Below are 20435 nucleotides of genomic sequence, written 5' to 3'. Positions count from 1 at the left end.
CGGACGGATACCCATCCCGGACGCGCGCCAAGCGAGTGATCTGTACCGCTTCGGCTCGCTTCGGCCGGGCCCGGCGACTCAGGGGCGGGCGTAGAAGTTGGGGGCGATCCAGTAGTACATCGAGGTCTCCTCGACGTCCTCGCCGGTGCGCGGCGCCTGGATGATCCGGCCGCCGCCGACGTAGAGCGCGACGTGGTAGATCGACGAGGGGCTGCTCGACGATCCCCAGAAGACCAGGTCGCCGGGCTGGAGCTGGCTCGCGCTGATCGGGGTGGACTGCTCGTACTGCGCGACGGAGTAGTGCGGCAGCGAGATGCCGCCGGCGCGCCAGGCGCCCATGGTGAGGCCGGAGCAGTCCCACGAGCTCGGCCCGGCGGCGCCCCAGACGTACGGGTCGCCGATCTGGCTGCGGGCGAAGGCGATGGCCGCGGCGGCGCCGGCGGCCGGGGCCGTGGGGGTGCTCGGGGTCGTCGGGGTGGTGGGGGTCGTCGGGGTGGTGGGCGTGCTCGGCGTCGACGGGTCGTCGCTCGGCTCCTGCGTGGGCTCCTGGCTCGGCTGGTCGCCGGCGTCGTCCTTCGCCTGCTGGGCCGCCTGGGCGGCCTGCTGCTCGGCCTCGTGCTGGGCGGCCCTCGCCGCCGCCTCGGCGGCCTTGCGCTCGAGGTCCGACTGCCGGCGCTGGGCGAGCTGGACGCTGACGTGCTGCAGGTCGGCCAGGCGAGCGACGAGCGTGGTCTTCTGGTCGGCGATCCGCTGCGCCTCGGCGGCGGCCGCGTCGGCGGCGTCCTGCGCGGCCTGCCTCGCGTCCAGCGCGTCCTGGGCGGCCTGCTCGGCGTCGTCCTGCGCGTCGGCGGCCTGGTCGCTCGCGACCTGGGCGAGGGTCGAGGCGGCCCGGAAGTCGTCGTACCGCCCGCCGATCGCGCCCTCGGCGGCGTCGAGCGTCGCGGTGTGCTGGGCGACGGTCTCGATGCCGTCGGACTGGACGATCGCGGCGAGGGTGGTCAGGCCGGGCGACATCTCGTAGGAGCGCACGACCGCGCTGCTGTAGGCGTCGCGCTGCCGGTCGACGTCGGCCGCGGCGACCGCGGCGCGGTGCTGGGCCTCCCGCGCGGCCTTGCGGGCCTGAGCGGCCCGCCACCGGGCGCCGTTGTAGGCCTCGGCCGCCTGGGCCGCGACCACCGACGACTGCTGGAGCCGCTGGTTGGCGAGCACGAGCTGGGCCTGGACGCCGGCGACGTCGTCGGCCGCGTGGACCGCGTCGGCCTTGGCGTCGCGCACGTCCTGCTTGGACGGCGTCGTGTGGTCGTCCGCCAGGGCGAGGCCGGAGCCCACGCCGGCCGTGAGACCGCCGACGGAGAGGGCCAGGACGAGCGTCGCCGACACACCGAGCACTCGCACCGAGCTGCCCCCTTCGAGACCCCTTCAGGGATGCCGCCCCATGCGGCACTCGCAGCACGTTAGAGAACTTTCGTCACATTGGGAACATTTTCCCCAACTTTTTCTTCCGTCACCGGCGTGTCGCCTTGACGAACTACACCGTTGTAACTTTCGCGAGAGTGGCGTAGTCCCGGACGTTTTCGCGGTCGCGAGGACCGCCGGACCGCGAGAACGTGCGGGACTACCGCGCCTGGGCGCAGGGGCCTCAGCGGTCGACGGGGACGTGCGAGGTGGTCGTCGTCGGGTGCGAGGCGAGGCCGTGCTTGTCGAACTTCTGACCGCTGGCGAGGCCGCCGACGTAGAAGGAGATGAAGGCGATCATCACGCCCGCGATGTCGTCGGCGATGTAGTGCCAGCCGAAGTAGAGGGTGGCCACGACGATGAGACCGAAGTTGACCCAGAACGCGGTCCGGATGATCCGGTTGCGGACGGTGAACTGCACCATCAGCGCCCAGAGCAGGCCGATGCCGGTGTGCAGGCTCGCGAAGCCGGCGACGGTCTGCGCCTGGCCGTCGCCCCACAGGACGCCCTGCCGCGCGTTGACCAGTGAGTTCATCAGGTCGGTGGTCCCGGTGTGGGCGAGGTTGTAGAGGTAGGGGTACTCCAGGCCCGGGCCGATGGTCGGCAACGCGTAGTAGGAGATCGTGCCGAGCGTCCACGCGATGCCCTGCGAGGTGACGAACCACCAGCCGTAGGAGAGGTTGCGCGACCACACCAGCCAGACGGTCACCATGATCGCGACCATCGGGATGAAGAGCAGGTAGAAGTTCGACAGGAAGTGCGCCGTGAAGTCCGTGCCGAGCAGCTGGTGGAGCACGGTGCCGGGGTTGTGCCCGAAGAAGAGCACCCGGTCGAGCGAGTGCAGCTCGCGGTCGTACATCCGACCGCTCACCAGCGGGAGGAACGACTTGAGGTTCCGGTAGCAGACGTAGATCACGTAGAAGCAGGCGATGCCGAGCAGCACCAGCAGCAGCCGCTCCCGGGACCAATGCGAGCGCCACCGGTCCCGGATCAGCTCCGGCCACCGGGCGGGGCGGCCGCGGGAGATCCAGACGGCGCGGGGCACGAGGTCGAGGAAGAGCGCGCCGAAGCAGAGGATCGGGAGCCGGACGAACGCCGGGCCGAGGAAGCTGCCGTCGGGGTCGATCAGCGGCCGGCCGACGTACCAGGCCGTGATCGCCGCCCAGATGCCCATGGCGATGGCGTTGACCACGAGCAGGGTCCAGGCGCGGCGATACACGCCCGCCAGTGTAGGGATGGTGACCAGTCAATGGCCCGCAGGTATCGCGGCCAGCCGCGAGGCGTCGACCCCGAGCACGACCTCGTCCCCCGGCGCCGCGTGGGTGTCGAGGCGGGCGACGGCGTCGACCTCGCCCAGGCCGTCGACGTCGACGACCAGCCTGATCTGCCCCGGCGTCACGCGGGCGGAGGAGACCGTCCCCGCCAGCGGTCCCGCGTCGGCGACCGCCAGCGCGGAGCGGCGTACGGCGACCGCGTCCGTGCCCACCGGCAGCCCCGCGGCCCGCAGGAGCGTGTGGGCGGCCTCACCGTCGAGGACCCGCGCGTAGCCGAGGAAGAGCGCGGTCGCCGCGTCCGCCGGCGCCTGCCAGACCTCACCGATCCCGCCCTGCTGGACGATCCGCCCGTCGCGCATCACGGCCAGCCGGTCGGCCACCGCGAAGGCCTCCTCGTGGTCGTGGGTGACCATCAACGCCGTGGTGCCGGCCTCGCGGAGGATGCGGGCCAGGTCCGTGGCGAGCCGCCCGCGCAGGCCGGCGTCGAGGGCCGAGAGCGGCTCGTCGAGCAGCAGCAGCCGCGGCCGCACGGCGAGCGAGCGGGCCAGGGCGACGCGCTGCCGCTCGCCGCCGGACAGGGTCGCCGGCAGCCGGTCCTCGTAGCCCTCGAGACCGACCAGCGCGAGCAGCTCGCGGACCCGCGCGGCGGCGTCGGGGGTACGCCGCAGCCGCAGCGCGTAGCCCACGTTGCGGGCGACCGTGAGGTGCCCGAAGAGCTGGCCGTCCTGGAACATCAGGGCGAAGCCGCGCTTGTGCGTCGGGACGCCGGCGAGGTCGTCGCCGTCCCAGCTCATCCGGCCGGACGACGGCTCCAGCCCGGCGATCGCCCGCAGCAGCGTGGACTTGCCGGACCCGCTCGGGCCGAGCACGGCGAGCACCTGGCCGTCGGCGAGGTCGAGCGAGGCGTCGAGGAGCGCCGGCGCGCCGTCGTACGAGACGGAGACGTCGCGGAGGGAGAGCATCAGAAGGCCCCCACCGTCGGGACCCGGAGCCGCTCGACCACGAGCATCACCACCGCGGTGCAGGCGGCGAGGACGACGGAGGCGGCGAGCGCCATGCCGTAGTTCATCGCCCCCGGGTGGCCGATCAGGTGGAAGATCACGATCGGCATCGTCGGGTGGTCGTCACGGGCCAGGAACGACGTCGCGCCGAACTCCCCCAGCGACACCGCGAAGGCAAAGCCGGCCGCCGCCAGCAGCGGCTTCCACATCGTCGGCAGGTCGACGGTGGCGAAGACCCGCAGCGGCCCGGCGCCGAGGGACGCCGCCGCCTGGCGCTGGCGGTCGTCGATGCCGCCGAGCACCGGCACGAGCGTGCGGACCACCAGAGGGAGCGCCACCAGGGCCTGGGCGATCGGCACCAGCAGGAGCGAGTCGCGCAGGTCGAGCGGCGGCCGGTCGAGGGTGATCAGGAAGCCGAACCCGAGCGTCACCGCGGAGACGCCGAGGGGCAGCATGAAGAGGCCGTCGAGCAGCCCCCGCGCACGCCGCTCGGCGCGCGACCGGGACCGGCGGCTGACGACGACGGCGACGAGCACGCCGAGCCCCAGCGACATCCAGGTCGCGTCGACCGCGGTGCGCAGCGAGGTGACGAGCGCGTCGGTGACGGGCACCAGCAGGGCCTGCCGCGAGCCGGTGCCGTCGAGGGCGCGGTAGTTGGCGAGGCTCCAGCCGTCGTCGACCTGCAGCGAGCCGACCACCAGCGCCGCGATCGGCAGCCCGACCAGGAGCAGCACGAGGCCGGTCGCGACCATGCCGGGCCAGTCCCCGCGCGACGGCCGCGGCGGCCGCGCGGTCGAGCGCGCCAGCGTCGGGTCCGGCACGGCCCGCAGCCGGCTCGTGATCGCGAGCAGGGCGGTGATCGCCAGGAGCTGCACGATCGACAGGGCCGCGGCGGCCTGGAGGTCGAGCAGGTTGGTGGTGAGCAGGTAGATCTCGGTCTCCACCGAGGAGTAGCGCAGCCCGCCGAGCGTCAGCACGACCCCGAACGCCGTGGCGCAGAAGAGGAAGACGACGCTCGCCGCCGACACGATCGCCGGGCGGAGCGCCGGGAGCGTCACGGTCCGGAAGACGTACGCCGGGCTCGCGCCGAGCGCGGCGGCCGCCTCGGCCGGCCGGGGGTCGAGCGACTCCCACGCGGCGCCGACCGCCCGGATCACGACGGCGACGTTGAAGAACGCCAGCCCGGCGACGATCGCCGCGGCCGACCCGTCGAGGCCGAGGAAGCCGAGCGGGCCGGCCTCGCCGATCAGCTCGCGGAAGGCCACGCCGACCACGACCGTCGGCAGCACGAACGGCACCACCAGCAGCGCGCGGAGCACCCGGCGCCCGGGGAAGCGCCGGCGGTGCAGCAGGTGCGCCGTCGGGACGCCGAGCAGCAACGACACCGCCGTACCGGCACAGGCGGACCACACCGTGAACCAGATGACCCGGTGCACGCGCGGCCGGGCCAGCACCTCCAGGACCGCGCCGGGGTCGAAGGAGCCGTCGGTCCAGAAGCCCTCCGAGATCATGCCGCTGACGGGCAGCACGAAGAACACGCCGAGGACGGCCAGCGGCACCGCCGCCAGGCCGACCAAGGACAGGGCGCGTCTCATCGGGAGGTGATGTCGCTCCACTCGCGCAGCCACTCGTCGCGGTGCTCGGCGATGTCGGCCGGCGCGACCTCGAGCGGGTCGGTCGGCTGCTTCGCGAACCGCGCCCACTCGGCCGGCAGGTCCACCGAGGAGTCGACGGGGAAGACGTACATGCTGTCCGGCAGCGCGGCCTGGACGTCGTGGCTGAGCAGGAAGTCGATGAACGCCTCGGCACCGTCGGGGTTCTCGGCACCGGCCAGCACCCCGGCGTACTCGACCTGGCGGAAGCAGGTGTCGAGCAGGGCGCTCGTCGTCGACGTGTCGCCGTCGACCGTGAAGGCCGGCGAGGAGTCGTAGGACAGCACGATCGGCCGGTCGCCCTTGCCGCCGCCCTGCGTGAAGTCGACCTCGTAGGCGTCCGACCACCCCGCGTCGAGCTTGGTGCCGTTCTCCATCAGCCGCTGCCAGTAGTCGGGCCAGTCGTCGCCGTACTTCGCGATGGTGGCGAGCAGGAACGCCATGCCGGGCGAGCTCGTCGCGGCGCCAGGGGTGACGAAGAGGCCGTCGTACGCCGGCTTCGTGAGGTCGTCGAGCCCCGCCGGCGGGGCGAGGTGGTGGGCGTCGAACCAGGTGTCGTCGACGTTGACGCAGACGTTGGCGTCGTCGATCGGCGTCAGGTCGTGGTCGTCGTCGCCCGGCAGGCGGTACTGGTCCGCACCCGCGGGCAGCGTCGCGTCGTACGACGCGAAGACGCCCTCGTCGAGCGCCCGGGACGCGAAGGTGTTGTCGACGCCGAAGGACACGTCGCCGAGCGGGTCGTCCTTGGTCAGCACCAGCTTGTTGGTCAGCGTGCCGGCGTCTCCGGACGCCCGGATCACCAGGTCGTAGCCGGACTCCTCCTCGAACTGCTTCTGCAGCTTCTTCGGCAGCACGAACGACTCGTGGGTGACCAGCACGACGCGCTTCGACGCGGGCTGGTCGCTCGCGCTGTCACCGCCGATCGCCGAGCAGCCGGTCGCCGCCAGCGCCAGCACGAGCGCAGGCGCGACCACATGGAAATACCTCAACTCCGACTCCCTTCGCCGGTGCTAACCGGGGCAGGTTCATAGGGTCTGCGGCTGATCCGCACTCTCAGCACGCTCGCGCGTGCTCCCCTGTCTTGTGGGTCGAGCGTATCCCTAGGCTGGGCCCATGCGGATCCTGGGCGTCCCCTTCGACCATCTCGACGCCTCCACCGCGTACGCCGTGTGGAAGCTGCGCCAGGACGTCTTCGTCGTCGAGCAGGAGTGCCCCTACCCCGACCTCGACGGTCGTGACGACGAGCCGGGCACTCGACACGTCGTGCTCGACGACGACGGCGTGGTGCTGGGCTACGCCCGGGTGCTCGACGACGGCGAGACCTGGCGGATCGGTCGCGTCGTGCTCGCCCGGCAGGCCCGCGGCCGCGGGCTCGCCGACGCCGTCATGGAGACCGCGCTCCAGCTCAGCAAGGGGCGCGACGTGCTGCTGGACGCGCAGTCCCCGCTGGCGGGGTGGTACGCGACGTTCGGCTTCGCGACCGACGGCCCGGAGTTCCTGGAGGACGGGATCCCCCACACCCCGATGCGGCTCAGCCGCTGACGGCGTAGACGACCCCGGCCTCGGAGTCGGTGGCGGTCGCCCGGCCCTGCGCCGCGAGCAGGTCGAGGTGCGCCTTGGTCTCCATCGACGCCATGCCCTGGGCGAAGAGGTCGAGGTCGGCGTACGGGTGGTCGTGGCGCGTCCAGGCCAGCTCGTGCGCGACCTGGTGGGCGGTCCGGGGACCGGACGCCAGGGCGGCGAGGCTGAGGTCGAGGCGCCGCTCGTGGTGGGCGAGCAGCTCGTCGACGCGCGCGTGCGAGGACGGCGAGACCGGTCCGTGCGCGGGCAGGATCGTGAGGTCCGGCAGCGCGCGGACCTTGGTCAGCGAGGCCATGAAGTCGCCGAGCGGGTCGGCCACCGGCGGCACGGTGAACCCGATCGACGGCGTGATGGTGGGCAGCACGTGGTCGCCGGCGAAGAGCAGCCCGGCGGCCTGCTCGGCGAAGACGTAGTGGCCCGGCGTGTGACCAGGGGTGTGCACCGCGTCGAGGGTGCGCGTCCCCACGGTGAGCTGATGGTCGCCGGTCAGCCAGCGGTCGGGGTACTGCCACCAGGCCGGGTCGGGGAGCTCGCGCGGGCCGGCCGCCCACTCGTCCGCGATCTCGTGGGCGCCCGCGGTCCGCAGCACGGAGAGGAAGGGACCCTCGTCCAGCTCCTCGACGTTGTTGAGCAGGTCGAGGCCGGGCTTCTCGCCGGCGCCGAGGGCGACCTCCGCGCCGTACTCCTGCCCGAGCACCGCGGCCATCGTGTAGTGGTCGCGGTGGATGTGGGTGACCAGGAAGCGGCGGATGTCACCGAAGCCGTAGCCGACCTCGCGCAGGCAGCGGTCGAGCAGGTCGCGGGCGACGTCGATCGCCCAGCCACCGTCGACGAGGGTGAGGCCGTCGTCGGTCTCGAGCGCGTAGACGTTGACCGCCTTGAGCCCGTCCATGGGCAGCGGGAGCGGGATCCGGTGGATCCCGTCGGTCACCTTCCAGGCCCCCTCCTTCGACCAGTGCTCGCCGGAGTCGGGCGAGACGGCGTACGCGGTCGGAGTGCTCGAGGACGTCACCTGCCGGACCTTACGCAGTGCTCGATCACGGGGAGACGTCGGGGAAGCCGAGGTCGAGGGTCGGCTGCTGGATGCCGCCGTCGATCTCGATCAGCTTGCCGGTGACGTACTGGCCGGCCTTCGACGCCAGGTAGAGCACGCCCGCCGCGATGTCCTCCGGCTCGCCCACCCGGCCGAGCGGGGTCTTGTCCTCGAGCTGGCCCATCAGCTCGGGCTGGCCGGCGACGAACTCCAGCGCGCTGGTGAGGATCGAGCCGACGTAGATGCCGTTGACGCGGATCCTCGGCGCGAGGTCCTGCGCGGCCATCTTGGTCCAGTGCGCGAGCGCCGCCTTCGCGGTGCCGTAGGCGACGAAGCCGCGGTCCGCCGTACGCCCCATCATCGAGCTGATGGTGACGACGCTCTTCTGCCGACCGTCGTCGTCCTTGAGCATCAGCGGCACGGCGGCCCGGGTCAGCGCGTGGGCGGTGGCCACGTTGAAGCTGAACGCCTCGTTGAGGAAGCGAGGACTCGTCTGGAGGAACTCCTTCGGGAAGGTGCCCCCGACGTTGTTGACGACGGTGTCGAGCCGGCCGAGCTCGTCGTACGCCGTCTGCGCGAGCCCGGCGACGGCGTCGAGGTCGCTGAGGTCCGCCGGGACGACGACGCAGCGCCGGCCGGTCGCGCGGACCTGCTCGGCGACGACCTCGAGCTGCTCCGCCGTACGGGCGGAGATGAGCACGTCGGCGCCGGCCTCGGCGAGGGAGACGGCGGTCGAGGCGCCGAGGCCGCGGCCCGCGCCGGTGACGATGGCGACGGTGCCGGCGACGGAGAAGCGGTCGAGGATGCTCACCTGCTCACCAGCCCTCGGCCGGTGACCAGCGGGAGGTCCAGGGCGGTGACGAGGCCACCGGGGGCGGCGACGACCGCCGGCACGGCGTTCACGATCCGCTGCGCGGTGGTGATCATGCCGGAGACGTTGTGGTCGCCGTGCTCGCCGTGGTGGGTGAGGTCGCACTGCATGAAGGGCTCTCCCTTGATGATCACGCGGTAGCCACCGCCGCCCTCGGCGGGCTGTGGCCAGTCGGGCATCTGGTCGGGGTGGGTGCGGGTGACGTGCTCGACGACGACCCGGTCGACACCGTCGACCCGGCCGCGGAGCTCGAAGCGGACCGAGCCGCGGGTGCCGGCCTTCACGTCGCCGGAGACCGAGTCGGTGTCGAACTCGGCCGGACGCTGGTCGACCCACTCGGTGAGCGGCTCGTCGAGCACGATGTCGAGGCCGGCGGCGATCTGGCGGACCACGCTCCCCCAGGCCATGCTCAGGACGCCGGGCTCCCAGAGGAACGGCTTGTAGTCCATCGGCCGGCCGAAGCCGAACATGTCGCCCATCACCACCGGCTGGTAGTAGGTCGAGTAGTCGGCGATCTCCATGACCCGCACCTCGTCGATGCGCTGGGAGAGGCTGGTCAGGCTCAGCGGCAGGATGTCGTTGGCGAAGCCCGGGTCGATGCCGTTGACGTGCAGGCTGGCGCCGGTACGCCGACCGGCCTCGGCCAGTCGCTCGAGCATCTCCGGCGGGAGGATGTGCTCGGGCCACTGCAGCAGGACCGGGCCGCTCGAGGAGACGTTGATGCCGGCCTCGACGAAGCCGAAGAGGTCCTCGATGCACTCGAAGACCCGGTCGTCGGCCATGGCGGTGTGGACGATCGCGTCGGGCTTCAGCGCGACCAGCGCGTCCCGGTCGGTGGTGGCCCTGATGCCGATCTCCCGGCCCAGCTCGGCCAGCTCGCCGACGTCCTTGCCGTCCTTGGCCGCGCTCGACACCCACACGCCCACCAGCTCGAGCGCGGGGTGGGCCAGGATGCCGGCGATCGCGTGCCGGCCGATGGTGCCCGTCGACCAGACGACGACCTTCAGTGGTTCTCCCATGCCGGGCAATCTAGAACACGTTCTAGTCGGCTGGGAAGGGCCGGGCCCGGGTTACGGCTACCGCTACACCGGGGTGATGACGGGGCAGCGGGTGCCGGAGTAGATGGTGGGCATGCAGCGGTTGCAGTGGATGCAGACGCCGGCGACGGCCTCGTCGGCCTGGAGGCGGTTGACCAGGTCGGGCTCGCGAAGCAGGGCTCGGCCCATCGCGACGAACTCGAAGCCGTCGGCCATCGCCTGGTCCATGGTGTCGCGCCGGTTGATGCCGCCGAGCTGCATGAGCGGCATCGTCAGCGCCTCGCGGAAGCGGAGCTGCTTGTCGCGGAAGTAGGCCTCCTCGAAGGGGTAGACCTTGAGGAAGCCCTTGCCCATCGGGGTCTTCATGCCCCACCGCACCAGCGGCGGCATCGACGCGGCGAACTCCTTGACCGGCGCCTCGCCGCGGAAGAGGTACATCGGGTTCATCAGCGACGAGCCGCCGCTGAGCTGGAGGGCGTCGAGGCAGCCGTCGGCCTCGAGCAGTCGCGCGTACTCGATGCTCTCGTCGGTGCTCACGCCGCCCTTGAAGCCGTCGGAGACCGAGATCTTGGCCGTCACGGCGACCTCGGACCCGACCTCGTCGCGGACGGCGCGGGCGACCTGGCGGCCCAGGCGGGCCCGGTGCTCCAGCGCCCCGCCCCAGCGGTCCCTGCGGCGGTTGAGGCCGGGCGCGAGGAAGGAGGAGATGAGGTAGCTGTGCGCCATGTGCAGCTCGAGCACGTCGAAGCCGGCCCGGACCAGCGTTCTCGCGGTGGCGACGTACGCCGCGGTGATCCGGGTCAGGTCCGCCTCCGATGCCGACCGGATCATCTGCATCGACAGCGGACTGGGCATCCGCGACGCCGCGAGGGCGTGCACGCCGTTGGAGCGGCCGTTGGCGACCGGGCCGGCGTGCCCGACCTGGCCGGCGATCGCGGCGCCGCTCTCGTGGATCGCGTCGGCCATCCGCGCCAGCCCGGCGAGAGTGTCCTCCCCGACCACGATCTGCTCGCGGTGGGTGCGCCCCTCGGGCGCGACGGCGAGGTAGGCGACGGTGGTCAGCCCGACGCCGCCGCGGGTCACGGCGAGGTGGTAGTCGATGAGCTCGTCGGTCACCTGGCCGTGCGGCGCCCGCCCCTCGAAGGTCGCGGCCTTCACCGTGCGGTTGCGCAGCGTGACCGGGCCGAGGCGGGCGGGTTCGAAGACACCGGGTGCGGACATGCTGCGAAATCTAGAACACGTTTCAGATCGTGGCGAGGTCGAACAGCCACGGCTCGCTCAGCCCGGCGAGCACGCGCGCCTCGGCAGCGTCGTACGTCGCCTCGTCGCGCAGCATCCGGAGCAGCCCGGCGTACCCGTGGCCGGCGGCGAGGGTGAGCACCAGCGCCTCGGCCCCGAACCGGTCGAGGAACACCCAGAGGGTGCGGGCGTCGATGCGCTGGGTGGCGACCCGCTCGAACACGAAGCCGGCGTGCCCGGCGGGCAGCTCGGCGTCGAGCCGGAGCTGGACGTCGCCGAGGGTGGCGAGCGCCGGGTGGCGATGGACTCGGTCGGCGCGGCGGGCCGCCTCCCGACGCAGCGAGCGGGGGGACGCGGTCGCAGTGGCGGCGTACGCGATCAGGAGGGCGGCCGGTACGGCCAGGGCGATCAGGGTGTCCAGGCTGGTCATCGTGGGTTCCTCGGTGGTGGGTGGGATGACCTCACGATGTCCCGGGGCGCTTGCAGCCCACTGGGGACGCACTTGAAGCGGCTTCCCAGCGACTCCCAGCCGACGGGTCCCGGCGCTAGCCGACAGCGTGACTGCGCTGCTGGCGGCGCAGCCAGATCAGGCCGGCGATCGGCAGGACCGCCGGCACGAAGCCGTAGCCGATGCCGTAGTCCGACCACACCGACGCGTCGGGGAACCACTCCCGCACGGCGAGCGAGAGGGTGCCGACGGTGAGCACGCCGCCGAGCTCGATCCAGAGCATCACGCTGGCGAAGCCGGTGCGGCCGACCGAGGCCTCGCGGATGGCGTACCAACCGAGCGCGTAGGTCACCGCCGCCGCCAGGGACAGCCAGTAGGCGACCGGCGCCTCGTCGTACTGCGTGGTCAGCTGCACCAGCGACCGCGCCCCCGCCGCGAGGGTGAAGAGCGCGTAGAAGGCGAGCAGGACCTGGTGCGGCCCCGACCGCGGGGTCGTCGAGGTGGCGTCGCTCATGCGGTCATCTCCAGTCGGACGGCGATCACGCCGACCGCGACGGCCGCGACCGTGATGACGCCGGCGGACCACGAGGCCCGGTCCCCCTCGATCGACTTCATCGCGATCGGCAGCACGCACACCGAGGCGATCAGGTAGCCGACGTACGTCGAGGTCGACGGCGGGCCGTCGCCGCTGAAGGCGCCGAGGCCGGCCAGGGCGCGGACGACGAGCAGCGCCTCGAGCATCCACGCGAGCTGGTCGAGCCACCCCGGCCGCTCCTGCTTGCGCACGGCGGTCATCAGCGCGAGGAGCGCGACCAGGACGGCGTACCCGACGACGATCCAGGTGATCTGGGTCGACACGCTCGGCATGGGAGCATCATCGACCATGCGTCCCGACGAGCTGGTCCCGGCCCTGCGCGCCGCCGGGTGCGTCTTCGCCGAGGAGGAGGCGGAGCTGCTGCTGCGCGAGGCGCCGGACGAGGCGACGCTCGACGCGATGATCGCGCGGCGGGTGGCCGGTGAGCCGCTCGAGCAGGTCGTCGGGTTCGCCGAGTTCCTGGGGCTGCGGATCGCGGTCGCGCCGGGCGTCTTCGTGCCCCGACTGCGTACGACCCTCCTGGCCCGCAAGGCGCGGGATCGGCTGCAGCCAGGTGACGTGGCTGTCGACCTGTGCTGCGGTACTGGTGCGATCGGCGCCTTCCTGCGCTACGCCACGCCCGAGGCCGAGGTGCACGCCACGGACCTCGATCCGGCGGCGGTCGCCTGCGCTCGCCGCAACCTGCCGCCGGAGCGGGTCCACGAGGGCGACCTGTACGACGCACTGCCGGACTCCCTCCGCGGCCGGATCGCGGTGATCGCAGCGAACGCGCCGTACGTGCCGACCGACGCGATCGCGCTGATGCCGCCCGAGGCCCGCGACCACGAGCACCGCGTCGCGCTCGACGGCGGCTCCGACGGGCTCGACATCGGGCGCCGGGTCTTCGCGGAGGCGCCCGCGTGGCTTGTCCCGGGCGGCAGCGTGCTGCTCGAGACCAGCCGGGCCCAGGGCGGCGTGGCCGGGGCCTACGCCGCCGCGGCGGGCCTCGCGGTCACCATCACCACGGCCGACGACGTCGACGGCACGGTCGTCATCGGGACCCTCACGCCCAGGAGCTGACCGTGTCCTTCAGCGGCACGGTCGGGCGGCCGAGCAGCCCGGAGAGGTCGCCGGTCGTGAGGCCGAGCAGGCCGTCGGCGATGTTCTGGTCGAGGGCGACCAGGAAGCCGGCCGTGCCCTCGTCGAGGCCGGCACCGAGCAGGGCCGCGCGGTGGTCCTCGGCGCTCAGCGACTGGAGAGCGACCTCGCGGCCCAGCACGTCGGCGAAGACCGCGGCTAGGTCGGCGAAGCTCCACGCGACGTCCCCGAAGAGCTCGTAGACGGCGCCCTCGTGGCCGTCGGAGCTCAGCACGACCGCGGCCGCCTCGGCGTAGTCGGACCGCGGCGCGCTCGCGACCCGACCGTCGCCCGCGCTGGTGACGACCACGCCCGCGGCCCTGGCCTGCTCGAAGGCCGGCAGGTAGTTCTCGGTGTACCAGCCGTTGCGCAGGAAGGTGAAGGGCAGCCCGCTGGCCCGGATCAGGGCCTCGGTGGCCGCGTGCTCGGGGGCGACGGCGAGCGTGGTGTCGTCGGCCTTGGGCGCGCTCGTGTAGACGAGTCGGCGTACGCCGGAGCGCACGGCCAGGTCGACGACCGCCTGGTGCTGCGGCACCCGCCGGCCGACCTCGCTGCCGGAGACCAGCAGCAGCACGTCGTCCGCGCCGAGCCAGTCGACGGCCTCCGGCACGTCGTCGAAGTCGAGCCGCTCCGCGCGTACGCCGCGCTCGGCGAGGTCGACGAGCTTCTCGACCGAGCGGCCGGTCGCGACGATCTCGGCGGGGTCGATCCCGCACTCGAGCAGGGACTCCACCACCCCGCGGCCGAGGGGTCCGGTGGCTCCGGTGACGACGTACGACATGACTCTCCTCCAGGGATGTGATCGGTTCTCGCCCAGCCGAACGACCCCGGTGCGGCGTACCTTCCCGATCGGCGGTACCCACTTCAAAGTGGGGTACTCACCCGGAGGTGAGTACCCTGGCCGCATGGCCACCGCGCGCACCCTGCAGCTCGACAGCGTCTGCCCCGCGACCCGGACCCTGGTCGAGCACGTGACCAGCAAGTGGGGCGTGCTGGTCCTCATCGCGCTGGCCGACCGGCCGGCGATGCGGTGGAGCGAGCTCAAGCGCGAGATCCCGGGCGTCAGCGAGAAGATGCTGATCCAGACGCTGCAGACCCTCGAGGCCGACGGGCTCGTCCTGCGCACCGCGCATCCCGTCGTACCCCCGCACGTGGAGTACTCCCTCACCGAGCCCGGGCGGGAGGCACACGACCTGCTCGCCCCGCTGGTGCGCTGGGCCTACGACCGGGCCACCAGATGACCGACCTGGCCCTCACCTGGTGGGGCCACGCGGCCGCGACGGTGACCGTCGGCGGCACCCGGGTCGCGCTCGACCCGCTGCTCGGCGACCACCTCTTCCACCTGCACCGCTACACCGCCCCTCCCCCGGCCGAGGCCGCCGACGCCGACGTCGTGCTCGTCTCGCACCTCCACCACGACCACCTGCACCTGCCGTCGCTGCAGCTCTTCGGCGCCGACGTCCCGATCCTGGTCCCGCGCGGCGGCGAGTCCCTGCTGCGCGGGCTCGGCGCCGACCGCGTGGTCCCGGTCGCGCCCGGCGAGGTCCACGACGTCGCGGGTGCGCGGATCACCGTGCTCGCCGCGACCCACGACGGGAGCCGCGGGCCGCAGTCACGCGCCGAGGGTCCGCCGCTCGGCTTCCGCATCGACGCGGCCGGGCGCTCCTGCTGGTTCCCCGGCGACACCGAGCTGCGCGAGGACATGTACGCCGTCGGGGCGGTCGACCTCGCGCTCGTGCCGATCGGCGGCTGGGGCCCGACCCTCGACGACGGCCACATGGACCCGGTCGACGGGGCCGAGGCGGTGCGGCGGGTGGGCGCGGAGGTCGCCGTACCCGTGCACTGGGGGACCTTCTGGCCGCGCGGCCTGCGCCGGCTGGCGAAGGCCAACCACGACCGGCTCTTCGTCACCCCGGGCGAGCGCTTCCTCGCCGCGATGGAGGACGTGCCGGCCCAGGCTCTCCTGATCGCTCCGGGCGAGTCCGTCGAGCTCTAGCCCGGCCGGCAGCGTGGCGCCGCCGCGGCGCGGCACGGAGCGGAGCTCCGTCGCGACGCGCTCGGCCCGCCCAGTCAGTCGAGCTTCAGCTGGACCACCATCGGCCGGTGGTCACTGTGGTAGCCGCTCAGCACGCGCTGCGCCTGCACCTGCATCCGCCCGTCGTCGACGGCGGCCTTGTCGGACCAGACGTAGTCGATGTTGCGACCGGTCGGCGGGTGCGTGGGACCGATGTCCGTGCCGAGCTCCTCGTACGACGACACCGCGCGGCCGCCGAGCCGGGCCAGCGGACCGCCGGACACCTGCGCGCGCTCGTCGCTCCTCGCGTCGAAGTTGAAGTCGCCGGTGCCGGCGACCCAGCGCGAGGTCCGGTCGGCCGTGCGCCAGATGCCGGCCACCTTGGCCAGCTGCTCGCGGGCCCGCCCGGCGTTGAGGGTCGGCAGCCAGTGGCCGGGGTCGTCGAAGTCCTCGATCTTCTGCGGCAGGTGGGTGTTGACCACGGTGAGGATCCGGCCGGTGCTCCGCTCGGCGAGGGTCACGACCGCCACCAGCCGGTTGCCGAAGGGGTAGCTGCCCTCGCGGTAGCTCACGCCCTTGGCCACCTGGTACTGCCGGGCCTTGACCAGCCGGAAGAGGTCGGTGCGCCAGGAGATGGCCACCTCGGAGATGCCCTGGCCGTAGGCGAAGGTCTGGGTGCGCCACCCGGCGATGCCCTTGAGCGCACCGCCGAAGCGCTCGGCCTCCTGCCAGCCGACGACGTCCACGCCGGGCCGCGAGGTCAGCCGGCGGGCGTCCTCGGCGGCCTCGGCCGTGGAGATCTTGCGGAACATGTTGTAGCTGGCGACCCCGACCTTGATCGGCGCCGGCTCCACGGGCTTCGCACCGCGGACGCTCTCGCCGGCGCGGGCGGTGCCCGTGTCCTCGTCGTGCGGCCCGGCGGGGTCGCGCACGATCCGCGGCTCGACCGAGCGCGGGGAGACGAAGGAGGTCGCCGGACCGGGCTGCGCGAGCGCGGTCGACGCGGTCTGGTCGACCAGCGGCGCGACCACGAAGCCGAGCACGGTCGCGAGCAGGAGCAGCGGCGGCGGACCCGCCCAGCGGCTGCGGCTGCGGGGTCGCGCAGCGTCCTCCGGGCGCCCGGAACGGACCCGTCGGACCACGCGGCTTCCCCTCGGCTCGGTCTGCGGTTGACTCATGGTGCTGCTGGTGCGGATGTTGCCGATCACGCTAGTGCCGTCCGGCCTCCGGACCCCGCAGGAGAGACCCGTGTCGCCGGATGGGTACTGTCACCGCGTGACCACCTCCCACCCGTCGTACGACGAGCTCTCCGAGCTGCCGGCGTTCTCCGCCCAGGCCGTGCCCGCCGCGTTCGAGGACATCAACGGCCACCTGAACATCCGCCACTACGCCGGCATCGCCAGCGAGGGGCTGGACGAGTCGCTCGCCGGCGTCGGGATCCCGCAGAACTGGCCGACCGTCGCCGGGCACGCGGTCTTCAGCGCCGAGCACCACATGACCTACCTGTCCGAGCTGCGCACCGGCGACCGGATCTCGGTCCGCGCCGTGCTGGTCGGGCGCTCCGAGCGCGCGGCGCACGCGATCGTCTACCTCCTCGACGACACCCACCAGCGGGTGAGCTACGTGATGGAGGAGATCTTCCTGCACGTCCTCATGGAGACCCGGCGCACCGCGCCCTGGCCCGACGACGTCGCCGCCGCCCTCGACAAGCGCATCGCCGAGGACGCCGCGCAGTCCTGGCAGCCCACGCTGTCGGGCAGCATGCAGCTGCGCTGACGGACGGTCCACCGGTGCTCGAGCCGACCGCTCTGCTCGGCGCCTGGACCCTCAGGCGGGTGGTCGAGGACCGGCTCGCCGGCGAGCGTCGTGACGTGGTCGGCCGCGCCGTGCTCGACCTCGCGGCACCCGACCGGGTGCGCTGGTCCGAGGAGGGCACCATGACCTGGGCCGGTCGGTCGGTCCCGGTCAGCCGGACCCTGCACGTCGTGCGCACGGGTGCCGGCGACACGGGCTGGGAGGTCCGCTTCTCCGACGGGCGGCTCTTCCACCCGTGGTCGGTCGGGGCCGAGGTCGACCATCCCTGCGCGCCCGACCACTACCGCGGCCGGGTCGAGACCGAGGGCGACCCGGTCGACCGGTGGACGGTCACCTGGACCGCACGGGGTCCGCAGAAGGACTACACGATGGTCACGGTGCACACGCCCGCGTGAGCCGTCACTCGCCGGCGCCGTACCCCCGGCGTACCGCCCAGGCGACCGCCTGGCTGCGGCTCTTGGCGCCGATCTTGCGGTAGGCCGAACGGATGTAGGTCTTCACCGAGTTGATGCTGACGTAGGCGCGCTCGGCGATCTCGCGGTTGCTCAGGCCCTGGGCGATCCAGTCGAGGATCTGGGTCTCGCGCTCGGTCAGCCCGGGGGCGTCGGCCTGCGGGACGCCCGCGGAGGCGACGGCGGACTCGACGAGCGCGAGCAGGTGCTCGACGTCGTCGTGGACGGTGACCCACTCGACCGTGCCGTCGGGGTGCAGCTGGGCCAGCGCGAGCACCTCGTCCGGGCTGGCGATGGCCAGACGGAGCGGGCGATCGGGCATGGCTCGATCCTGTCGAGCCGACCGGCCCGCGAGCCAGCCGAACTCACCCCCCGAAGGGGTGAAAGTTGCAGGTCAGCGCGTTGTGCGGGTCACGCCGCGCGGACCAGGTCGACCGGGCGGCTGCCGACGACGGCCGGCGTACGACGGGCGTCGCGGACGGTGGTGACCACGGCGACGACGGCCACGACGACGGCCACGGCGGCGACGACGAAGAAGACGACCGCGAGGGGCAGGAAGATGCTGGTCTCGATCATGGAGGGCTCCTGGGTGGGGGACGCCGGGAACCTCCCGGCGGCGCCACGGTGCCGCTCCCCTCTTGAGACCGACTGGGGCTTGACTGGAGGTCCTACTGGAACACGTTCCAGTTCTGGCCCTAGGGTCGCCTCATGACGACCACGCAGACCGCTCCGGCCACCTGGTCGCGCGCCGAGCTCGAGTCCGCCTTCGCCCACTACCAGGCCGAGGTCGAGAAGGCCTGCGCGAGCCGGGACTGGGACCTCTTCGCCGCACTCTTCACCGAGGACGCGACCTACCTCGAGCACGCCTATGGCCGCTTCGAGGGACGCGCCGCGATCCGCGAGTGGATCGTCTCGACGATGACGACCTTCCCCGGCAGCGAGATGCCGCACTTCCCGATCGACTGGTACCTCGTCGACGAGGAGCGCGGCCGGATCGTCTGCGAGGTCTGGAACGACCTGCACGACCTCGGCGACGGGGTCCGGCACGGCGCGAGCAACCTGACGATCCTCACCTACGCCGGCGACAACCGCTGGTCCTGCGAGGAGGACGTCTACAACCCGGCGACCTTCCTGCGCGCCGTCCGCCGGTGGTCGAAGCTCGCCCGCGAGCAGGGCCGGCTCTCGGCCGAGGGCGAGGCGTGGATGGCGGCGTTCGGGGCGCGCTGAGCCGGCCTCGGGGAGGACTTCTCAGGCGACCCTGTCACTTCTCAGGCGTTGCGATCCCTGAGAAGTGCGGGAGTCACCGGTGCACCGGTGAATCCCGCAGCGGCGCTCAGGCGCGGCGCGAGGCGGGGATGGTGAGGGCGAGAGCGGCGCCGACGAAGGCGGCGACGGCGGCGACCAGGAAGCAGAGGTGGAAGGCGCTCTCGGACGGGATCGCCATGCCGCCGAGGTCGGTGGTCTGGCTGGTCAGCAGCGCCGCCATCACCGCCGAGGCGGAGGTGGTGCCGAGCGAGCGCATCAGTGCGTTGATGCCGACGGCCGATCCGGCCTCGGCCATCGGGACGGCGTCCATGATGAGGGTCGGCATCGCGGCGTACCCGATCCCGACGCCGGCCGAGCAGACGATCGCGGCGAGCAGGATCTGCCACGGGGCGCTCATCAGGAAGAAGGAGACCAGGTAGCCGGCGCCGAGCACCGCGCCGCCGAGTGCCAGGGCGTACTTGGCGCCGAACGTGCGCATCAGCCAGCTGGCGACCGGGGCGAAGGCGAGCATCATCAGGCCGCTCGGCGCCATCCAGAGGCCGGCCGCGAGGATCGTCTGGCCGAGGCCGTAGCCGGTCTCCTCCGGCGACTGCAGCAGCTGCGGGAAGACGATCGCCTGCGCCATCATCCCGAAGCCGACGGCGATCGCGGCGAGGTTGGTGAGCAGCACCGGCCGGCGCGAGGTGACGCGGAGGTCGCAGAGCGGGTCGGTACGGCGGAGCTCGTAGACGCCCCACACCAGCAGCACGACCACACCGCCGGCGAGGCAGCCGAGGGTCTGGCCCGAGGCCCAGCCCCAGTCGTTGCCCTTCGAGACGCCGACCAGCGTGGTGACCAGACCGACCGCCAGTCCGACCGCGCCGACGATGTCGAGCGAGGCCGGGTGGGCGTCGTGGACGTGCGGGACGATGAAGACGCAGCCGAGCAGCACCAGGGCGGCCAGGCCGGTCGCGACCCAGAAGAGGACGGTCCAGTCGAAGTCCTGGGCGATCCAGGCAGCGAGCGGCAGGCCGATCGCGCCGCCCACGCCGAGCGTCGCGCTCATCGCCGCGACGGCGGTGGTGGCCATCGCCGGCGGGACGACCTCGCGCATCAGGCTGATGCCGACCGGGATGAAGCCCATGGCGAGGCCCTGGAGCGTGCGGCCGGCCAGGACGGAGACGAGGCCGCCACCGAGCGCGGCGACCAGCGACCCCGCGAGCATGAGGACGGCGCTGCCGACCAGCACGCGCTGCTTGCCGAAGAGGTCAGCGAGCCGGCCGGCGATCGGCATCGCGACGGCCGCGGCGAGCAGCGTGGAGGTGACCACCCACGACGCATTGGAGGCGCTGGTGTGCAGCAGCTGAGGGAGCTCGCTCTGGATCGGGATGACCAACGTCTGCATGAGCGCCACGCTCATGCCGCTGAAGCAGAGGAAGACCACCGTCAGGACGGCGGACGCACCCTCCTGCTGGACGTCCTCGTCCACCGGGCCGGCGGTCTGCACGGTGTCGGTCACGACTCCCCCTTCTGCGCGCCCGGCACCTCCGGACCTGTGCATCTTACATATGTAAGATGCACACGCGCGGTAACATCCGTCACACCGC

At 72.7% G+C, this 20435-nt stretch carries 24 protein-coding genes and 1 riboswitch; of the genes, 7 read left to right on the top strand and 17 right to left on the bottom strand.

From position 1 onward, the window contains the following. Positions 1-78: 78 nt before the first annotated feature. The 5 genes from K8U61_RS13670 to K8U61_RS13650 form a co-directional block, all read right to left on the bottom strand. Positions 79-1395, bottom strand: a complete 1317-nt coding sequence (locus K8U61_RS13670; RefSeq protein ID WP_224123587.1) for a C40 family peptidase — start codon at positions 1393-1395, stop codon at positions 79-81. A 244-nt stretch (positions 1396-1639) separates the two neighbouring features. Then, complete coding sequence (locus K8U61_RS13665; RefSeq protein WP_224123586.1) at positions 1640-2674, bottom strand: phosphatase PAP2 family protein; 1035 nt, start codon at positions 2672-2674, stop codon at positions 1640-1642. A gap of 27 nt (positions 2675-2701) precedes the next feature. After that, positions 2702-3691 (bottom strand): ABC transporter ATP-binding protein, encoded by a 990-nt coding sequence (locus tag K8U61_RS13660; protein ID WP_224123585.1) that lies wholly within the window; start codon positions 3689-3691, stop codon positions 2702-2704. Further along, positions 3691-5325 carry an ABC transporter permease gene (locus tag K8U61_RS13655; protein ID WP_224123584.1) on the bottom strand — a complete coding sequence of 545 codons (1635 nt, stop codon included), beginning with the start codon at positions 5323-5325 and terminating at the stop codon, positions 3691-3693. The genes K8U61_RS13660 and K8U61_RS13655 overlap by 1 nt, the downstream gene beginning before the upstream one ends. Next, on the bottom strand, positions 5322-6371 hold the full coding sequence (locus tag K8U61_RS13650; protein ID WP_224123583.1) for a thiamine ABC transporter substrate-binding protein: 1050 nt from the start codon (positions 6369-6371) through the stop codon (positions 5322-5324). Before K8U61_RS13650 ends, K8U61_RS13655 begins: the two co-directional genes overlap by 4 nt. Then, a riboswitch (TPP riboswitch) is annotated at positions 6362-6470 on the bottom strand. Its footprint overlaps the gene before it by 10 nt. Before the next feature lie 25 nt (positions 6471-6495). On the opposite strand from K8U61_RS13650, the gene K8U61_RS13645 reads away from it, so the two are divergent. Next, positions 6496-6924, top strand: a complete 429-nt coding sequence (locus K8U61_RS13645) for a GNAT family N-acetyltransferase (RefSeq protein ID WP_224123582.1) — start codon at positions 6496-6498, stop codon at positions 6922-6924. On the opposite strand, the gene K8U61_RS13640 is transcribed toward K8U61_RS13645, so the two are convergent. The 7 genes from K8U61_RS13640 to K8U61_RS13610 all read right to left on the bottom strand — a co-directional run bounded on the left by K8U61_RS13640 (position 6914) and on the right by K8U61_RS13610 (position 12458). Next, positions 6914-7975, bottom strand: a complete 1062-nt coding sequence (locus K8U61_RS13640) for an MBL fold metallo-hydrolase (protein WP_224123581.1) — start codon at positions 7973-7975, stop codon at positions 6914-6916. The genes K8U61_RS13645 and K8U61_RS13640 overlap by 11 nt on opposite strands. Positions 7976-8000: 25 nt before the next feature. Then, positions 8001-8807 carry an SDR family oxidoreductase gene (locus K8U61_RS13635; RefSeq protein WP_224123580.1) on the bottom strand — a complete coding sequence of 269 codons (807 nt, stop codon included), beginning with the start codon at positions 8805-8807 and terminating at the stop codon, positions 8001-8003. Further along, positions 8804-9886: an NAD(P)H-dependent amine dehydrogenase family protein gene (locus K8U61_RS13630; protein ID WP_224123579.1), complete on the bottom strand. Its 1083-nt coding sequence runs from the start codon at positions 9884-9886 to the stop codon at positions 8804-8806. Before K8U61_RS13630 ends, K8U61_RS13635 begins: the two co-directional genes overlap by 4 nt. A gap of 63 nt (positions 9887-9949) precedes the next feature. Then, entirely contained in the window at positions 9950-11125 is a 1176-nt protein-coding gene (locus K8U61_RS13625) for an oxidoreductase (protein ID WP_224123578.1), read from the bottom strand. A gap of 22 nt (positions 11126-11147) precedes the next feature. Further along, complete coding sequence (locus tag K8U61_RS13620) at positions 11148-11573, bottom strand: hypothetical protein (RefSeq protein ID WP_224123577.1); 426 nt, start codon at positions 11571-11573, stop codon at positions 11148-11150. A gap of 115 nt (positions 11574-11688) precedes the next feature. Next, positions 11689-12105: a hypothetical protein gene (locus K8U61_RS13615; protein ID WP_224123576.1), complete on the bottom strand. Its 417-nt coding sequence runs from the start codon at positions 12103-12105 to the stop codon at positions 11689-11691. After that, positions 12102-12458, bottom strand: a complete 357-nt coding sequence (locus K8U61_RS13610) for a hypothetical protein (protein WP_224123575.1) — start codon at positions 12456-12458, stop codon at positions 12102-12104. Before K8U61_RS13610 ends, K8U61_RS13615 begins: the two co-directional genes overlap by 4 nt. Positions 12459-12474: 16 nt before the next feature. On the opposite strand from K8U61_RS13610, the gene K8U61_RS13605 reads away from it, so the two are divergent. Beyond that, a complete protein-coding gene (locus tag K8U61_RS13605) occupies positions 12475-13245 on the top strand; it encodes a putative protein N(5)-glutamine methyltransferase (protein WP_224123574.1) in 771 nt (256 codons plus the stop codon). On the opposite strand, the gene K8U61_RS13600 is transcribed toward K8U61_RS13605, so the two are convergent. Further along, positions 13229-14083, bottom strand: coding sequence for an SDR family oxidoreductase (locus K8U61_RS13600; protein WP_224123573.1), 855 nt, complete (start codon positions 14081-14083; stop codon positions 13229-13231). The two genes, K8U61_RS13605 and K8U61_RS13600, sit on opposite strands and share 17 nt — an antisense overlap. 124 nt (positions 14084-14207) lie before the next feature. On the opposite strand from K8U61_RS13600, the gene K8U61_RS13595 reads away from it, so the two are divergent. Both K8U61_RS13595 and K8U61_RS13590 read left to right on the top strand, forming a co-directional pair. Continuing rightward, positions 14208-14543: a winged helix-turn-helix transcriptional regulator gene (locus K8U61_RS13595; RefSeq protein WP_224123572.1), complete on the top strand. Its 336-nt coding sequence runs from the start codon at positions 14208-14210 to the stop codon at positions 14541-14543. Then, positions 14540-15298 carry an MBL fold metallo-hydrolase gene (locus K8U61_RS13590; RefSeq protein ID WP_224123571.1) on the top strand — a complete coding sequence of 253 codons (759 nt, stop codon included), beginning with the start codon at positions 14540-14542 and terminating at the stop codon, positions 15296-15298. The genes K8U61_RS13595 and K8U61_RS13590 overlap by 4 nt, the downstream gene beginning before the upstream one ends. A 74-nt stretch (positions 15299-15372) precedes the next feature. Here the strand turns inward: K8U61_RS13590 and K8U61_RS13585 are convergent, their stop codons facing one another. Beyond that, positions 15373-16458, bottom strand: coding sequence for an endonuclease/exonuclease/phosphatase family protein (locus tag K8U61_RS13585; RefSeq protein ID WP_224123570.1), 1086 nt, complete (start codon positions 16456-16458; stop codon positions 15373-15375). A 133-nt stretch (positions 16459-16591) separates the two neighbouring features. Between K8U61_RS13585 and K8U61_RS13580 the strand changes: the two genes are divergently transcribed. After that, positions 16592-17092, top strand: coding sequence for a thioesterase family protein (locus K8U61_RS13580; protein ID WP_224123569.1), 501 nt, complete (start codon positions 16592-16594; stop codon positions 17090-17092). Positions 17093-17106: 14 nt separating this feature from the next. Continuing rightward, positions 17107-17526 (top strand): DUF6314 family protein, encoded by a 420-nt coding sequence (locus K8U61_RS13575; protein WP_224123568.1) that lies wholly within the window; start codon positions 17107-17109, stop codon positions 17524-17526. 4 nt (positions 17527-17530) lie between these two features. On the opposite strand, the gene K8U61_RS13570 is transcribed toward K8U61_RS13575, so the two are convergent. Continuing rightward, complete coding sequence (locus K8U61_RS13570; RefSeq protein ID WP_224123567.1) at positions 17531-17905, bottom strand: helix-turn-helix domain-containing protein; 375 nt, start codon at positions 17903-17905, stop codon at positions 17531-17533. An 89-nt stretch (positions 17906-17994) separates the two neighbouring features. Then, entirely contained in the window at positions 17995-18159 is a 165-nt protein-coding gene (locus tag K8U61_RS13565) for a hypothetical protein (protein ID WP_224123566.1), read from the bottom strand. Between the two features lie 132 nt (positions 18160-18291). Between K8U61_RS13565 and K8U61_RS13560 the strand changes: the two genes are divergently transcribed. Then, the gene (locus tag K8U61_RS13560) at positions 18292-18810 is read left to right on the top strand and encodes a nuclear transport factor 2 family protein (RefSeq protein WP_224123565.1); all 519 of its coding nucleotides are present in this window, start codon (positions 18292-18294) and stop codon (positions 18808-18810) included. Positions 18811-18916: 106 nt separating this feature from the next. On the opposite strand, the gene K8U61_RS13555 is transcribed toward K8U61_RS13560, so the two are convergent. Then, the gene (locus K8U61_RS13555) at positions 18917-20347 is read right to left on the bottom strand and encodes an MFS transporter (RefSeq protein WP_224123564.1); all 1431 of its coding nucleotides are present in this window, start codon (positions 20345-20347) and stop codon (positions 18917-18919) included. Positions 20348-20435 lie beyond the last annotated feature (88 nt).

The sequence above is a fragment of the Nocardioides mangrovi genome (assembly GCF_020073815.1).
Classification (GTDB): Bacteria; Actinomycetota; Actinomycetes; order Propionibacteriales; family Nocardioidaceae; genus Nocardioides; species Nocardioides mangrovi.
Note: the sequence above shows the minus strand (reverse complement) of the source record. Positions and strands in the feature narration are given on the sequence as shown.

Bases quoted from the DNA above. Each gene is read 5' to 3' on its own strand.
- K8U61_RS13660 (WP_224123585.1), bottom strand. From the start codon at position 3,691: ATGCTCTCCCTCCGCGACGTCTCCGTCTCGTACGACGGCGCGCCGGCG.
- K8U61_RS13655 (WP_224123584.1), bottom strand. From the start codon at position 5,325: ATGAGACGCGCCCTGTCCTTGGTCGGCCTGGCGGCGGTGCCGCTGGCC.
- K8U61_RS13645 (WP_224123582.1), top strand. From the start codon at position 6,496: ATGCGGATCCTGGGCGTCCCCTTCGACCATCTCGACGCCTCCACCGCG.
- K8U61_RS13630 (WP_224123579.1), bottom strand. From the start codon at position 9,886: ATGGGAGAACCACTGAAGGTCGTCGTCTGGTCGACGGGCACCATCGGC.
- K8U61_RS13625 (WP_224123578.1), bottom strand. From the start codon at position 11,125: ATGTCCGCACCCGGTGTCTTCGAACCCGCCCGCCTCGGCCCGGTCACG.
- K8U61_RS13620 (WP_224123577.1), bottom strand. From the start codon at position 11,573: ATGACCAGCCTGGACACCCTGATCGCCCTGGCCGTACCGGCCGCCCTC.
- K8U61_RS13615 (WP_224123576.1), bottom strand. From the start codon at position 12,105: ATGAGCGACGCCACCTCGACGACCCCGCGGTCGGGGCCGCACCAGGTC.
- K8U61_RS13610 (WP_224123575.1), bottom strand. From the start codon at position 12,458: ATGCCGAGCGTGTCGACCCAGATCACCTGGATCGTCGTCGGGTACGCC.
- K8U61_RS13605 (WP_224123574.1), top strand. From the start codon at position 12,475: ATGCGTCCCGACGAGCTGGTCCCGGCCCTGCGCGCCGCCGGGTGCGTC.
- K8U61_RS13600 (WP_224123573.1), bottom strand. From the start codon at position 14,083: ATGTCGTACGTCGTCACCGGAGCCACCGGACCCCTCGGCCGCGGGGTG.
- K8U61_RS13595 (WP_224123572.1), top strand. From the start codon at position 14,208: ATGGCCACCGCGCGCACCCTGCAGCTCGACAGCGTCTGCCCCGCGACC.
- K8U61_RS13590 (WP_224123571.1), top strand. From the start codon at position 14,540: ATGACCGACCTGGCCCTCACCTGGTGGGGCCACGCGGCCGCGACGGTG.
- K8U61_RS13570 (WP_224123567.1), bottom strand. From the start codon at position 17,905: ATGCCCGATCGCCCGCTCCGTCTGGCCATCGCCAGCCCGGACGAGGTG.
- K8U61_RS13565 (WP_224123566.1), bottom strand. From the start codon at position 18,159: ATGATCGAGACCAGCATCTTCCTGCCCCTCGCGGTCGTCTTCTTCGTC.
- K8U61_RS13560 (WP_224123565.1), top strand. From the start codon at position 18,292: ATGACGACCACGCAGACCGCTCCGGCCACCTGGTCGCGCGCCGAGCTC.